Raw genomic sequence first — 13618 nt, forward strand, 5'->3', positions numbered from 1 at the left:
GAACAACAAGATCAAAGTGATAAAGCGCATGGCATATGGATTTAGGGACTCAGAATACTTTTTTCTGAAAATCAAGGCGGCCTTCCCCGGAAAGCCGCGATGAACCTTTTTTTATCTCCCACCTGCAACCGTCACACTCAGCGGCCGATGGGCTGATATCCCTGCCATTGCGGCCTGAAGGGGCTCCCTTCGGAGTCGGGAACAAGGTGCACGTACAGACCGCTCACCGTCTCCAGCAGCAGGCAGTCGTCCACCTCTTTCAGGTTGTCCTTGTGCTGGTGCCTGATCCCCTTTAGCAAGGATGCGAGCCCCCTGGCTTTTGCTTCCTTTGCATCCTTTGCCACAAAGAAATCGAAGGCATGCAGCTCCGCGAGGGAGTCTGGGTGATAGCCACCCATGTTCACAAAGTAGAGGCGGGGAGCCTCTTTTTCAGGAGGCGTCTCCCGCAGATGCACCGAATAGCCATCCGCCCAGAGCAGCCTGGCGTAACCGTCGATATGCACCTTGTCGGGATCGCCGAACCAGGCCTCCCGCAGTGCAGGCCAGGCCCCCTCGGGGGTCTGCGCCGCCACAAACTGGATGTCGTGGACCTCGATATTGGATTTGCCGGCGTTGCCGCCCAGATAGAACACGAATAGAAACATGTCTGACTCCCTTGTCTCACCCCTGGTCACGCCAGCATCAGGGTGACTTTCACCCCATTGTACAGAACCCCGAACAGTGAAACTGCGAGCAAAAACAAAGATGAAATCAATGCGATATGCTGGCTGTGCCGGGTCGGCATCCAACGCTTCACCAGCAGGACATAGAGACTCAGCACCAGCAGATCGAAGAAGATCCACACCATGGAGAGAGTCAGAATGCTGGTGCCAAAGTGCGGTGTCACCGCGATGAACTGCGGGAAGAAGGCGACGAAGAAGAGAATGTCCTTGGGATTGGCCACGCCGGTCATGAAGCCCTGCGTAAAGCCACCACCTGCAAGGACAGGCGCACCGGACCCGGTATCCCGGCTCACCCCTGCCATCAAACCGCCCACGGCCGCATAACCGATATAGAGTGACCCCGCCCCGCCCAGCAGATAGAGCCACAAGGGTGGCAGAGAGATCACGCCGGCCAGGATCAGGGTCGCCATCAGGATCAGCACCAGGGAGGCCCCATTGGTGCCGAGCAGGGTCATCCAGGCCTGGCGATAACCATGACGAACCGCCGTGCCGGTGACGAGTGCCACGACGGGCCCCGGAGTCAACAACAGGAGCACGACCGACAAGGTGTAGGCCCCCAACAACATCATGTTCATTCCGTCTTTCCTCCTTCGTTGATACCGCCATGTCCGCCTTTAGCCAGGACTGGCATGATGAGTCATGCTCAACCAGCCCAAGGGTTGGCTGCATTATTCAACGGGACTCAGCCCTTGAAAAACGGATAAAACTCCCATTGAATGTGAGTAAAGCTCACATTGATATCGAACGATGACCCTTCCTCCTCTCTACGCGCTGCGTGCGTTTGAAGCCGCGGCCCGGCTCGGCTCCTTCAGCAAGGCGGCAGCCTCCCTGCACGTGACGCCGGGCGCCGTCAGTCGCCATGTCCAGACCCTGGAGGCCTGGTTCGAGTGCGAACTCTTTCACCGTCATGGCCCCAGGGTCGAGGTGACGGAAGCTGGCCGCGCCCTGGCGGAACAGTTGACGGAGGGGTTCCAGAGCCTGGCGATGGCGTGTCAGACCTTTCGCCGCAACGGCCAGGAGCTGCGACTCAAGGCGCCCTCGACCCTGACCATGCGCTGGCTGCTGGATGTGCTCGGCACGTTCCGTGAACATCACCCCACTCCCAGGATCCTGGCCTCAAGCGTCTGGATGGACATAGACGGCGTCGATTTTCACCGCGAGCCCTATGACTGCGCCATCTTGCTGGGGAACGGCCATTTCGGGGATGACACCGAATGTCACCTGCTGTTCGAAGAGTGGCTGATCCCCCTCTGTGCCCCGGCCCTGGTGGAAACCGCCCGCACGGATTTGGCGGCGTGCGAACTGATCCACCCCTCGCCGGATCGCCGTGACTGGCGGCGGTGGCTCAAGGGAACCGCCGCCAGGCCAGGGCTCAATCTGGCCAGTGGCAAGGTGTTCGACACCCTGGAGCAGGGCAACATGGCCGCCATCAGCGGCCACGGCGTCTCGGTCGGGGATCTGCTGCTGAGCCAGGAGGCCATCGCAAACGGGCTGCTGGCACTGCCCTTTCACCAAGCCGTCGCCACCACGGATGGATACTACCTGGTGTGGCCCAGACACAGCACCCGGCGCAAGCATATCGACAGCCTGCGCCGCTGGCTGACCGACGCCGTGCCACACAACAGGCTGGCGCACATTGAATGGGTCGGGTGACATGCCGCAACAGGACACAGGATCCCCCTGACGGGTTGCGAACGCCCATAAAAAAACGCAGGCACGAGGCCTGCGTTTTTCATCGACAATCCCATTACTGGGTCATGGTGAGGCCGTTGCTGTCGGCCCCCAGCCGCAGTGTCTTGCCCGGGATGACCCGACCGCTGAGCAGGGCCTGGGCCAGCGGGTTCTCCACCTTCTGCTGGATCGCCCGCTTGAGGGGGCGCGCCCCGTAGACGGGATCGAACCCGGCATGAACCAGCTTGGTCAGCAGCTCCTCGCTCACCTCCACCTCGAAGCCCTGGGACTCCAGACGGCTCATCAGGCTCTTGAGCTGGATACGGGCGATGGACTTGATGTGCTCCTCACCGAGCGGGTGGAACACCACGGTCTCGTCGATCCGGTTGATGAATTCCGGCCGGAAGCTGCGGGTCAGCACCTCCATCAACATGGCCTTCATCTCGTCGTAATCCTTCTCGGAGTGGTGCTCCTGGATGAGATCCGACCCGAGGTTGGAGGTCATGATGACGACCGTGTTGCGGAAGTCCACGGTACGCCCCTGACCGTCGGTCAGGCGGCCATCGTCCAGCACCTGCAACAGGATGTTGAAGACATCGGGATGCGCCTTCTCCACCTCGTCCAACAGGATCACCGAGTAGGGGCGACGGCGCACCGCCTCGGTGAGATAGCCCCCTTCCTCGTACCCCACGTATCCCGGAGGCGCCCCCACCAGACGGGCCACGCTGTGTTTCTCCATGAACTCGGACATGTCGATCCGCACCATGGCGTCCTGGGTATCGAACAGGAACTCCGCCAGCGCCTTGCACAGCTCGGTCTTGCCCACCCCGGTGGGGCCGAGGAAGAGGAAGGAGCCGATGGGGCGGTTCGGGTCGGACAGCCCGGCACGAGAGCGGCGAATGGCGTTGGAGACTGCGTCCACCGCCTCTTCCTGGCCGATCACCCGGCTGTGCAGCTGATCCTCCATCCGCAGCAGCTTCTCCCGTTCCCCTTCCAGCATGCGGGCCACCGGAATGCCGGTCCAACGGGCCAGGACGTCGGCGATCTCCACGTCGGTGACCCGGTTGCGCAGCAGGCTGGTCTCCTGCATCTCGGCCTGGGTGGCGAGATCCAGCTGTTTCTCCAGCTCCGGGATGCGGCCGTACTGCAACTCGGACATGCGGCCCAAGTCCCCTGCGCGGCGCGCCACCTCGAGATCCTGACGGGCCTGCTCCAGTGCCGCCTTGATGTGCTGAGTCCCGGCGAGGGCAGCCTTCTCGGCCTTCCACACCTCTTCCAGCTCGTTGTATTCCCGCTCTTTTTCCGTCAGCTCCTGATTGAGCAGATCGAGGCGCTTGCGGCTGGCGTCATCGCCCTCCTTCATCAGCGCCTGCTGCTCCAGCTTGAGCTGAATGATGCGCCGCTCGAGCCGGTCCAGGGATTCCGGCTTGGAGTCGATCTGGAGCCGGATGCTGGCCGCCGCCTCGTCGATAAGGTCGATGGCCTTGTCAGGCAGCTGGCGATCCGCGATGTAGCGGTGGGAGAGCTGGGCCGCCGCGACGATGGCGGGGTCGGTGATCTGCACATGGTGGTGCAGCTCGTAGCGCTCCTTCAGGCCACGCAGGATGGCGATGGTGTCCTCCACCGAGGGCTCCTCCACCAGCACCTTCTGGAAACGGCGCTCCAGCGCGGCATCCTTCTCCACGTACTGCCTGTACTCATCGAGGGTGGTGGCCCCGACGCAGTGCAGCTCGCCGCGGGCCAGGGCGGGCTTGAGCATGTTGCCCGCATCCATGGCACCCTCGCCCTTGCCGGCACCGACCATGGTGTGCAGCTCGTCCACGAAGAGGATGACGCTGCCCTCCTCCTTGGCCAGATCGTTCAGAACCGCCTTGAGCCGCTCCTCGAACTCGCCGCGATACTTGGCTCCGGCCACCAGGGCCCCCATGTCGAGCGACAGCACCCGCTTGTTCTTGAGCCCTTCCGGCACTTCGCCATTGATGATGCGCTGGGCCAACCCCTCGACGATGGCGGTCTTGCCGACGCCGGGTGCGCCGATCAGCACCGGGTTGTTCTTGGTGCGGCGTTGCAGCACCTGGATGGTGCGGCGAATCTCGTCATCCCGGCCGATCACCGGGTCGAGCTTGCCGAGTTCGGCCCGCTCGGTGAGATCGATGGTGTACTTCTCCAGCGCCTGGCGATTCTCCTCGGCGTTGGCATCCTCCACCTTCTTGCCGCCACGGACCTTGTCGATGGCTGCCTCGAGTTTTTCCTTGGTCAGCCCCTGGGCACGCAGCAGCTCGCCCAGCGTCCCCTTTTCATCCAGGGCCGCCAGCACGAACAGCTCGGACGAGATGAACTGATCCTTGCGCTGCTGGGCCAGCTTGTCGCAGACGTTGAGCAGGCGGCCGAGGCCGTTGGAGAGCTGTACGTCCCCTTCCACCCCGCTGACGCGGGGCAGGCGATCCAGCTCCTCGCCGAGGCGCGAGCGCAGGGTATTGATGTCGAGCCCGGTCAAGGTGAGCAGAGGACGAATGGATCCGCCGTCCTGATTGAGCAAGGCGCTCATCAGATGGACGGGTTCGATGAATTGGTGGTCACGACCCAGTGCAAGAGACTGGGCATCGGAAATGGCAATCTGGAATTTGCTGGTCAGGCGATCGAGGCGCATTGCACTCCCCCTTCAAGACAGACGCCGCATGCGCGGCAACAACATCGCTTTCTGACAAGGAAGATGTGGTCTTGAAGGGCAATTTCAAGGGGTGGCTGTTTATTTTTTCCTCAATAGTGGTGACCGGGGGAAAACGACCTCGCAATGGCAGCCTGCACCCTGAGCCTGCTCGGCACATGGTCGCGGAGGGCCATCACCAGAGAGTGAGGAGGCGCTTGCGGCCACTCGCGAGCGCCTCTTCGGCTATTTTTCCAGCCACACAAGGGAGGCCATGCGACCCGTCTGTCCATCGCGGCGATAGGAGTAGAAGCGCTCGCTGTCGCTGAAGGTGCAGTATTCGCCGCCATAGATGGCGGTGACGCCGGCGCGGGCGAGGCGCAGTCGGGCCAGCTGGTAGATATCCGCCAGCCATTTCCCTTCGTTGAGGGATGGCACGAATGCAGTCGCCGCTTCCGCCTGCTCCGTCATGAAGGCCTCACGCACTTCGCCACCCACTTCGAACGCGGCGGGACCGATGGCCGGGCCCAGCCAGGCCAGGATCTCGCCAGGCTCGCAGCCCATGGCGGCGATGCTTGCCTCCAATACACCCCCCTGCAGTCCGCGCCAACCGGCATGGGCCGCCGCCACTACGGTGCCTGCCCGATCGCAGAACAGCACCGGCAGGCAGTCGGCAGTCATCACGATGCAGGCCTGCCCCGCCTCATGAGCACAGGCGGCATCGGCATCCGGTACGCGCTCATAACGGTCGCTCACCGGATGGACGGCGATGCCATGTACCTGGTTGAGCCAGTTGAGAGTGCCGGGGATCCCCGCCACCTGCTGCAGCCGGGCGCGGTTGGCCTCGACCCTGGCCGGTTCATCGCCCACATGGGCCCCGAGGTTCAGACCAGCAAAGACCCCTTCGCTGATGCCGCCGTCCCGGGTGGTCGAGAGAGCCCTGACATTGCCCGGTGCGGGCCAGTCGGGTGCGATCCAGTTCATCTGTGGCTCCTTTCGTTCATATGAAAACGGGGCCCCTTGGCTGCAACCAGTCAAGGGGCCCCGCATCAGATCATGGAGGGCAGGTTACGGCAGGAATCGTCGCAAGGCCGCCCCCGGGATCAGTTCCAGACCAGATCGTCCGGATTGGCCAGGGTATCCGCCCGCAGCACTTCCATCAGCGCCACCATGTCCTGCGGCGTGGGGGAGTGCCACTCCATCACTTCACCCGTGATGGGGTGCGCCAGCTTCAGCATGGTGGCGTGCAGCGCCTGACGGTGGAAACCTCGCAGGGCCTCGGTCAGTTCGGGGGTGGCGTTGCGCAGCAGACGCAGACGACCGCCGTAGGCGGGATCCCCCACCAGCGGATGCTTGATGTGGGCCATGTGGACACGGATCTGGTGCGTACGGCCGGTTTCCAGGCGCAACCGCAGACGGGTGTGACCACGGAACTTCTCGTGCACCCGGTAGTGGGTGACGGACTCGCGCCCGTTGGGCACCACAGCCATGTGGGTACGCTGGGTCGGGTGACGACCGATGGGGGCATCGACGGTGCCTCCGGCGGTCATGTGACCGATGGCAATCGCCTCGTACTCACGGGTGATCTGGCGTGCCTGCAGGGCTTCCACCAGGTGGGTCTGGGCGGGAATGGTCTTGGCCACCACCATCAACCCCGTGGTGTCTTTGTCCAGACGGTGCACGATACCGGCACGGGGGACCTCGGCGATGCCGGGGTAGCGGTGCAGCAGGGCGTTGAGCACGGTGCCGTCCGGCGTACCGGCGCCCGGGTGAACCACCAGGCCGGCCGGCTTGTCGATCACCAGGATGTGTTCATCTTCATAAACGATGTTCAGCTCGATGTTCTGGGCATCCCAGCGGGTGTCGTCTGCCAGCTCCACATTCACATGTACCTGCTGCCCGGCCACCACTTTCTCGCGCGGGGTATTGGCAACCTGACCGTCCAGGGTCACTCTGTCCTGTAAAATCCACTCCTTGATGCGGGTCCGGGAGTAGTCGGGAAACAATTCGGCCAGGGCCTGGTCGAGTCGTTGCCCGAATTGGTGATCCTGAAATTCGCCTGTCAGTTCAATATGCTGGCTCATGTATGGTCTCTTGAGCGGGGGTATCAATTCGAAATAATCCGGGTATTCTAGCTTTTCTTTTAGCCAAGCATAACGGATACTTTGCCAATTTCGTGGAAATGGACCGGATGTTGTTGATGGGAAAGAAGTCTCACCTGCTGATGTCGCTCGCCTTGGTCGCTACCCTGATCACTGGCTGTTCCAGCACCAAACCCAAGGTTCCCGACGAACCGCCGGAAGTTCTGTACCAGAAAGCCCGCATCAAACTGGATACCGGCAACTACCTCAATGCCATCGAACTGCTGGAAGCGCTGGACTCTCGTTACCCGTTCGGTGCCTACTCCAACCAGGTTCAGCTCGATCTCATCTATGCCTACTACAAGCAGGATGATACCGCCCAGGCGATCGCCAACATCGACCGTTTTATCCGCCTGAACCCGGCGCACAAGAACATCGATTACGTCTTCTATATGCGCGGCCTGACCAACATGGCGGCGGATTACAACTTCTTCCAGGATTTCCTCGGCATCAATCGGGATGACAAGGACCCCTCCTACGCCCGTCAGGCCTTCCAGGACTTCAAGACCCTGCTGCAGAACTACCCCAACAGCAGCTATGCAGCCGATGCCCGTGCCCGCATGATCGGCCTGAAGAACCGTCTTGCCCGCTATGACCTGGGGGTAGCCGAGTACTACGTCAAGCGTGACGCCCTGATCGCCGCCGCCAACCGCGCCAAGCTGATCGTCGAGACCTATCCCGACACGATGGAAACCGAGAAGGCACTGGAAATCATGGTCAACGCCTATGACACCCTGAAGATGCCGACCCTGGCCCAGCATGCCCGCGAAGTGCTGGCCAAGAACTACCCGGACAACCGTCTCGGTCGCGGCTGAGTAGCGAACGAACAATGAAGAACCGGAGCCACTGGCTCCGGTTTTTTTATGGCCGACGGCGGCACTCCGGGGTCACTGGTGCTTACCCTGCTGCTTGGCCCGCATGATGTTGATGATCTCGATGTCGGTATCCAGCATCCCCTCCCTGGAGAGGCGACCCAGGTTGGCGATGGTCTGGTCCACATCGTCCGAGACGATCCCCTCGCTCTGGGGCACGCGCAGGTTGTTGATGGCCATCAGCGAGGATTTCACCGCCGCCGAGGTGGAGGTGGAGACCTTCATGGAGCAGGCGCTGCCGGCGCCGTCGCAGATGATGCCGGAAACATCCCCAATCATGTTGTTGATGCAGTGGCTGATCTGCTCGAACTGGCCCCCCAGCAGCCAGGTGATGGCGGCCCCCGATCCCATGGCGGCGGTACTGGCGGCACACAGGGCGGAGAGCTTGTTCTGGTAGGCCTTGATGTAGATGGCCACCAGGTGGCTCATCACCAGGGCACGGGCCAGCTGCTCGTCATCGGCCTTGAGGAAGCGGGCGGCGGCGACCACCGGCATGGTGGCGGCAATGCCCTGGTTGCCGGAACCGGAGTTGGACATGGCGGGCAGCATGGCGCCATCCATCCGCGCATCGGAGGCGGCAGACGACAGGCGCATGGCCAGGGTCATCAGATCGTCGGAAAGCAGCTTGCGCTCCACCTGATCGGTGAGGATCTTGCCGATGCGCAGGCCATAGCCCTGCAGCCCTTCGTCCGCCAGCGCCTGGTTCATGGTGGCCGCCTCGCGGATGAAGTCGATCTCGACCAGCGGCACCTCCAGGGCGAAGGCCACGATCTCCTTCAGGGTCATGGTGGGCTTGTCGGCCTTGGCTGGCTGGATCTGCACCCCGGGGGCGCTGTCCTGCACCATCAGCACCTCGCCATCCTTCTCCATCAGCACGATGCGGGTGTGGTCGGTACAGATCACCACCCGGGCGCTGTGCCCCTCCACTTCGGCCAGCACCTCGGCGTAGAGCACGTCGGGCACATCCTTCACATCCACCTCTATGGTGGGCAGCAGCCCCTTGGCCGCCTCGACCTGATCCGGCGTGAGGCTCTTGAGCACCTCCAGCCCGGCATCCGGGTTGCCACCGGTGATGCCGACGGCGGCGGCCACCGGCAGGCCGATCATGCCGGTGCCGGGCACACCGACCCCCATGCCGTTCTTGAACAGATTGCCGCTGACCCAGACGCGGGTGCGGGTCGGTACCTGGCCCAGCAGCTTGCGGCAGTTGGCCGCCGCCAGGGCGACCGACATGGGCTCGGTGCAGCCGAGGGCCGGCACCACTTCACGCTTGAGCAGGGTAATAAAGTCGGTCCATTGTGCGTTCATTGCGATGTGTCTCATGTTCATGACGCCCGCGTGCGGGCTCGTCATTGTTGTTCGGCCAGTTCCGCCTTGTGATTGCGGATATGCAGGTAAACGGTATGGCGGGAGATGCCGAGCAGCTCGGCCACCAGTTGGGCTGCATCCTTGATCTCGAAGATGCCCATGTCGTAGAGCCGGTGCACGATCGCCTTGTTGCGCACGCTGCTGCCCAGCCCGGGATCCCTGTCCACCTTGGCGATCACCTGCGCCACCAGATCATCCACCGAGCTGGCGAAGGTCTCGGTGCCGTGGGCAGGGGGCACTGCGGGCGGGGCAAAGGTGTCGAGCAGGCTGCCAAGGGGCGTGTCCAGGCTGAAATTCACGCACAGCATACCGATGGGTTTGCCCTCGCGGTTGCTGATGGTGATGGACGAAGACTTCAGCAGGGAGCCCTCCCGGGTGCGGGAGAAATAGCTGCTCCACTGGCTGCCGGCGGCACTGTGCAACTTGTCGAGCGCGAAGTCGGTGACCGGCGCTCCCTCCTGGCGGCCGGTAATGTGGCCGTTGGCAATCTTGATGACGGAGGCGTGCAGGCTGTCAAAGGCGTGCAGCACCACCTCGCAACCCGGGCCAAACAGGGCGGACAGCGCCGCCACCGCAGGCTCGAAGCTGGCGATCAGATGGCGCTCTTCATCGGTCAGTGTGCTGGCGTCGCGCAAGGGGGCTACCTCGGTCATGGGGTCATCCGGTCAACGTTGGGTAAGGATATTCGAAGCGGACTCAAATAAAATTGAGCAAATCCGCTTTTTGCGCGGGCATTATGCCCGACTGGTGAGACAACACCACAAAATGTGAGCAAAATCACGACTGAAATGACAAAAAGGCCTCATGAGAGGCCTTCAAGGTGGTTTTTTGGTGCTTTTGCTCAACTTTAATTGAGCCAGGGCTCGCCAGTCAGTCCGGACAGGCAGGCACCACCGCCTGTCTGTTCCCTGCCACGGTCACCCACTCTGGTCATAGAAAAAGGGGGCCGAAGCCCCCTTTTTGTCTCATCCGGTCAACGCTTACAGCGCCTTCAGGATGGCCTCGACGCTGGCCTTGGCATCGCCAAACAGCATCTGGGTGTTCTCCTTGAAGAACAGCGGGTTCTGGACACCGGCGTAGCCAGTGTTCATGGAGCGCTTGAAGCCGATGACATTCTGCGCCTTCCACACTTCCAGCACCGGCATGCCGGCGATGGGGCTGCCCGGATCTTCCATGGCGGCCGGGTTGACGGTGTCGTTGGCACCGATCACCAGCACCACGTCGGTGTCGGCGAAGTCATCGTTGATCTCGTCCATTTCCAGCACGATGTCATAGGGGACTTTCGCTTCCGCCAGCAGCACGTTCATGTGACCAGGCAGACGACCGGCCACCGGGTGGATGCCGAAGCGCACCTTGACGCCGCGATCACGCAGCTTCTGGGTGATCTCGGCCACCGGGTACTGGGCCTGCGCCACCGCCATGCCGTAGCCCGGGGTGATGATGACGGAGCTGGCGTTTTTCAGCATGTCGGCCACGTCTTCGGCGTTGGTCTCGCGGTATTCGCCCAGCTCCTGCTCGGCGGTGGAGGCCACGCCGTCGGAGCCAAAGCCTCCTGCGATCACGGAGATGAAGGAGCGGTTCATCGCCTTGCACATGATGTAGGAGAGGATGGCACCGGAGGAACCCACCAGGGCACCGGTGACGATCAGCAGGTCATTGGAAAGCATGAAGCCCGCCGCCGCCGCCGCCCAACCGGAGTAGGAGTTCAGCATGGAGACCACCACCGGCATGTCCGCACCACCGATGGAGGCGACCAGGTGCCAGCCGAAGGCGAAGGCGATCAGGGTCATCACCAGCAGGGCGAAGGTGGAGCCACCGGCGTTGACGAAGTGGATCATCAGCGCGATGGAGACCACCACGGCCAGCAGGTTCAGCTTGTGGCGGTGCGGCAGCATCAGCGGCTTGGAAGAGATGAGGCCACGCAGCTTGCCGAACGCCACCACGGAACCGGTGAAGGTCACGGCACCGATGAAGACGCCCAGAAACACTTCCACCAGGTGGATGTTCAGCATGGCGCCGGAGAGGTGCTCGACCTGGGCGACGCTTGCCGCCTGCTCGAACGCCGCCCGGGCGGCTGCCAGGGTCGCATCCAGGTTGGAACCGACGGAGACCACCACTTCAGCGGGGGCGGAGGGGTGCAGATCGATGAAGCTGTTGAAGCCCACCAGCACCGCTGCCATGCCCACGAAGCTGTGCAGCACGGCCACCAGCTCGGGCATCTCGGTCATCTCGACCTTGAGGGCCAGACGCACGCCGATGGCGCCACCGATGGCCATGGCCAGGATGATCCAGTGGACGCCACTGGTTTCCGGGTTGAAGACGGTGGCGAGCAGGGCGATGGCCATCCCCGCGATACCGAACAGGTTGCCATGCTTGGCCGTTTCTTGCTTCGACAGTCCCGCGAGACTGAGGATGAAGAGCACGGCGGCAACGATATAGGATGCTGTTACCAGTCCTTGAGACACGTTAAACCCCCTTAATCCTTACGGAACATCTTCAGCATGCGCTGAGTGACGGTGAAGCCACCGAAGATGTTGATACTGGCAATCAGCACGGCGACAAAGGCCAGCACGGTGACCAGGGTCGACCCTTGTCCAATCTGCAACAGCGCACCGACCACGATGATGCCGGAGATGGCATTGGTGACCGACATCAGCGGCGTGTGCAGGGCGTGAGAGACGTTCCACACCACGTAGTAACCGACCACGCAGGCCAGGATGAAGACGGTGAAGTGGGAGAGGAAGGCGGCAGGCGCCACGGCGGCCACCCAACCGAAGGCGGCGATGCCGAGGGCACCGAACACGAACTTCTTGTTGGAGGGCTTGGCCTCTTCCTTCTTGGCGGCCGGTTTGGCGGCAGCGGGTTTCTGCGGGGCGGCAGAGACGGAGATGGCGGGGGGCGGGAAGGTCACTTCACCGGCCTGGACCACCGTCATGTTGCGCTGCACCACGTCTTCGAAGTCGATGGCGACGTTGCCGTCCTTCTCCTTGCACATCAGCTTCATCAGGTTCACCAGGTTGGTGCCGTAGAGCTGGGAGGATTGGGCGGGCAGGCGGCCCGGCAGATCGGTGTAACCGATCACCTTGACGCCGTTGTCAGTGACATGCAGTTCACCCGGTACCGTGTATTCGCAGTTGCCGCCGGCCTGGGCCGCCATGTCCACGATGACGGAGCCCGGCTTCATGCTGTCCACCATTTCCTTGGTGATGAGCTTGGGTGCCGGTTTGCCCGGGATCAGGGCAGTAGTGATGATGATGTCCACTTCCTTGGCCTGCTGGGCGAACAGCTCCATCTCGGCCTTGATGAACTCTTCGCTCATCACCTTGGCGTAACCGTCGCTGGAAGCGCCATCTTCGCCGCCGAAGTCCAGCTTGAGGAATTCCCCACCCATGGACTCGATCTGCTCGGCCACTTCCAGACGGGTATCGAAGGCACGCACGATGGCACCGAGGGAACCGGCGGTCCCGATGGCGGCCAGACCGGCCACACCGGCACCGATGACCAGCACCTTGGCGGGCGGTACTTTACCGGCGGCGGTGATCTGGCCGGTGAAGAAGCGACCGAACTGGTGCGCGGCTTCCACGACGGCGCGATAGCCACCGATGTTGGCCATGGAAGAGAGGGCGTCGAGGGACTGGGCACGGGAGATCCGCGGCACCATGTCCATCGCCATCACATTGATGTTGCGCTCGGAAAGCTTCTTGACCAGCTCGGGGTTCTGGGCGGGCCAGATGAAGCTCACCAGGGTGGCACCATCCTTAATTTGTGCGATTTCGGCCTCGGTCGGCGCGTTGACCTTGAAGACAAGGTCGGCTTGCCAGACGTTCGGTACCACGCTGGCACCGGCAGCCTCGAAGGCGGCATCATCGAAGCTGGCTCGCAGGCCGGCACCGGCCTCGATGGCAACCTCGAAGCCGAGCTTTTTCAGCTGCTCGACAGTGGCCGGGGTCGCTGCGACCCGGGTCTCACCGGCGAGACTCTCTCTCGGTATTCCAATCTGCATGACTATTCCCTGATGGTTAATAAACAATCATCGCCAAGTCTCTCATGTCTGAGGGGACAAGGCATGATCAAAGTGCAGGTCACGGGCCCTTTGTTATGAAAATCAGCAGGCTTCACCTCGACCTCCTGTCACGGTCAGGCCCCCGCTTTTCAGGCGCGAGGGTGATTAGTATCAAATTTTGGAGTTTTATTACA

12 protein-coding genes are annotated in these 13618 nt (G+C 62.3%); 3 read left to right on the forward strand and 9 right to left on the reverse strand.

Annotated elements, in window-relative coordinates:
- Positions 1 to 103 (forward strand): transposase (locus tag PG883_RS04800; RefSeq protein ID WP_164882044.1); only part of this gene is annotated, 103 nt, incomplete at its 5' end.
- A gap of 34 nt (positions 104 to 137) precedes the next feature.
- Here the strand turns inward: PG883_RS04800 and PG883_RS04805 are convergent.
- Both PG883_RS04805 and PG883_RS04810 read right to left on the reverse strand, forming a co-directional pair.
- Positions 138 to 644 carry a DUF1543 domain-containing protein gene (locus tag PG883_RS04805; RefSeq protein WP_134997198.1) on the reverse strand — a complete coding sequence of 169 codons (507 nt, stop codon included), beginning with the start codon at positions 642 to 644 and terminating at the stop codon, positions 138 to 140.
- A 26-nt stretch (positions 645 to 670) separates the two neighbouring features.
- Positions 671 to 1297: a LysE family translocator gene (locus PG883_RS04810; protein ID WP_134997199.1), complete on the reverse strand. Its 627-nt coding sequence runs from the start codon at positions 1295 to 1297 to the stop codon at positions 671 to 673.
- Between the two features lie 172 nt (positions 1298 to 1469).
- Here PG883_RS04810 and PG883_RS04815 point away from each other — a divergent pair, with 172 nt between their 5' ends.
- Complete coding sequence (locus PG883_RS04815; protein WP_270807004.1) at positions 1470 to 2375, forward strand: LysR substrate-binding domain-containing protein; 906 nt, start codon at positions 1470 to 1472, stop codon at positions 2373 to 2375.
- 94 nt (positions 2376 to 2469) lie between these two features.
- Here the strand turns inward: PG883_RS04815 and clpB are convergent, their stop codons facing one another.
- The 3 genes from clpB to rluD form a co-directional block, all read right to left on the reverse strand.
- On the reverse strand, positions 2470 to 5043 hold the full coding sequence (gene clpB / locus PG883_RS04820; RefSeq protein WP_270807005.1) for an ATP-dependent chaperone ClpB: 2574 nt from the start codon (positions 5041 to 5043) through the stop codon (positions 2470 to 2472).
- Between the two features lie 243 nt (positions 5044 to 5286).
- Positions 5287 to 6024: a peptidoglycan editing factor PgeF gene (pgeF, locus tag PG883_RS04825; protein ID WP_270807006.1), complete on the reverse strand. Its 738-nt coding sequence runs from the start codon at positions 6022 to 6024 to the stop codon at positions 5287 to 5289.
- Positions 6025 to 6143: 119 nt separating this feature from the next.
- Complete coding sequence (rluD, locus tag PG883_RS04830) at positions 6144 to 7124, reverse strand: 23S rRNA pseudouridine(1911/1915/1917) synthase RluD (protein WP_010675991.1); 981 nt, start codon at positions 7122 to 7124, stop codon at positions 6144 to 6146.
- A 116-nt stretch (positions 7125 to 7240) separates the two neighbouring features.
- On the opposite strand from rluD, the gene PG883_RS04835 reads away from it, so the two are divergent.
- Positions 7241 to 7996 (forward strand): outer membrane protein assembly factor BamD, encoded by a 756-nt coding sequence (locus PG883_RS04835; RefSeq protein WP_029314864.1) that lies wholly within the window; start codon positions 7241 to 7243, stop codon positions 7994 to 7996.
- A 72-nt stretch (positions 7997 to 8068) separates the two neighbouring features.
- Here the strand turns inward: PG883_RS04835 and PG883_RS04840 are convergent, their stop codons facing one another.
- The 4 genes from PG883_RS04840 to PG883_RS04855 all read right to left on the reverse strand — a co-directional run bounded on the left by PG883_RS04840 (position 8069) and on the right by PG883_RS04855 (position 13424).
- Positions 8069 to 9376, reverse strand: a complete 1308-nt coding sequence (locus tag PG883_RS04840; RefSeq protein ID WP_052816202.1) for an L-cysteine desulfidase family protein — start codon at positions 9374 to 9376, stop codon at positions 8069 to 8071.
- A gap of 26 nt (positions 9377 to 9402) precedes the next feature.
- A complete protein-coding gene (locus PG883_RS04845) occupies positions 9403 to 10074 on the reverse strand; it encodes a helix-turn-helix transcriptional regulator (protein ID WP_041211936.1) in 672 nt (223 codons plus the stop codon).
- Between the two features lie 327 nt (positions 10075 to 10401).
- On the reverse strand, positions 10402 to 11886 hold the full coding sequence (pntB, locus tag PG883_RS04850; protein WP_010675995.1) for a Re/Si-specific NAD(P)(+) transhydrogenase subunit beta: 1485 nt from the start codon (positions 11884 to 11886) through the stop codon (positions 10402 to 10404).
- 11 nt (positions 11887 to 11897) lie between these two features.
- A complete protein-coding gene (locus PG883_RS04855) occupies positions 11898 to 13424 on the reverse strand; it encodes a Re/Si-specific NAD(P)(+) transhydrogenase subunit alpha (protein ID WP_010675996.1) in 1527 nt (508 codons plus the stop codon).
- Positions 13425 to 13618: the final 194 nt, after the last annotated feature.

The organism is Aeromonas sp. QDB25, assembly GCF_027707725.1.
In the GTDB taxonomy this organism is placed as follows: Bacteria; Pseudomonadota; Gammaproteobacteria; order Enterobacterales; family Aeromonadaceae; genus Aeromonas; species Aeromonas caviae.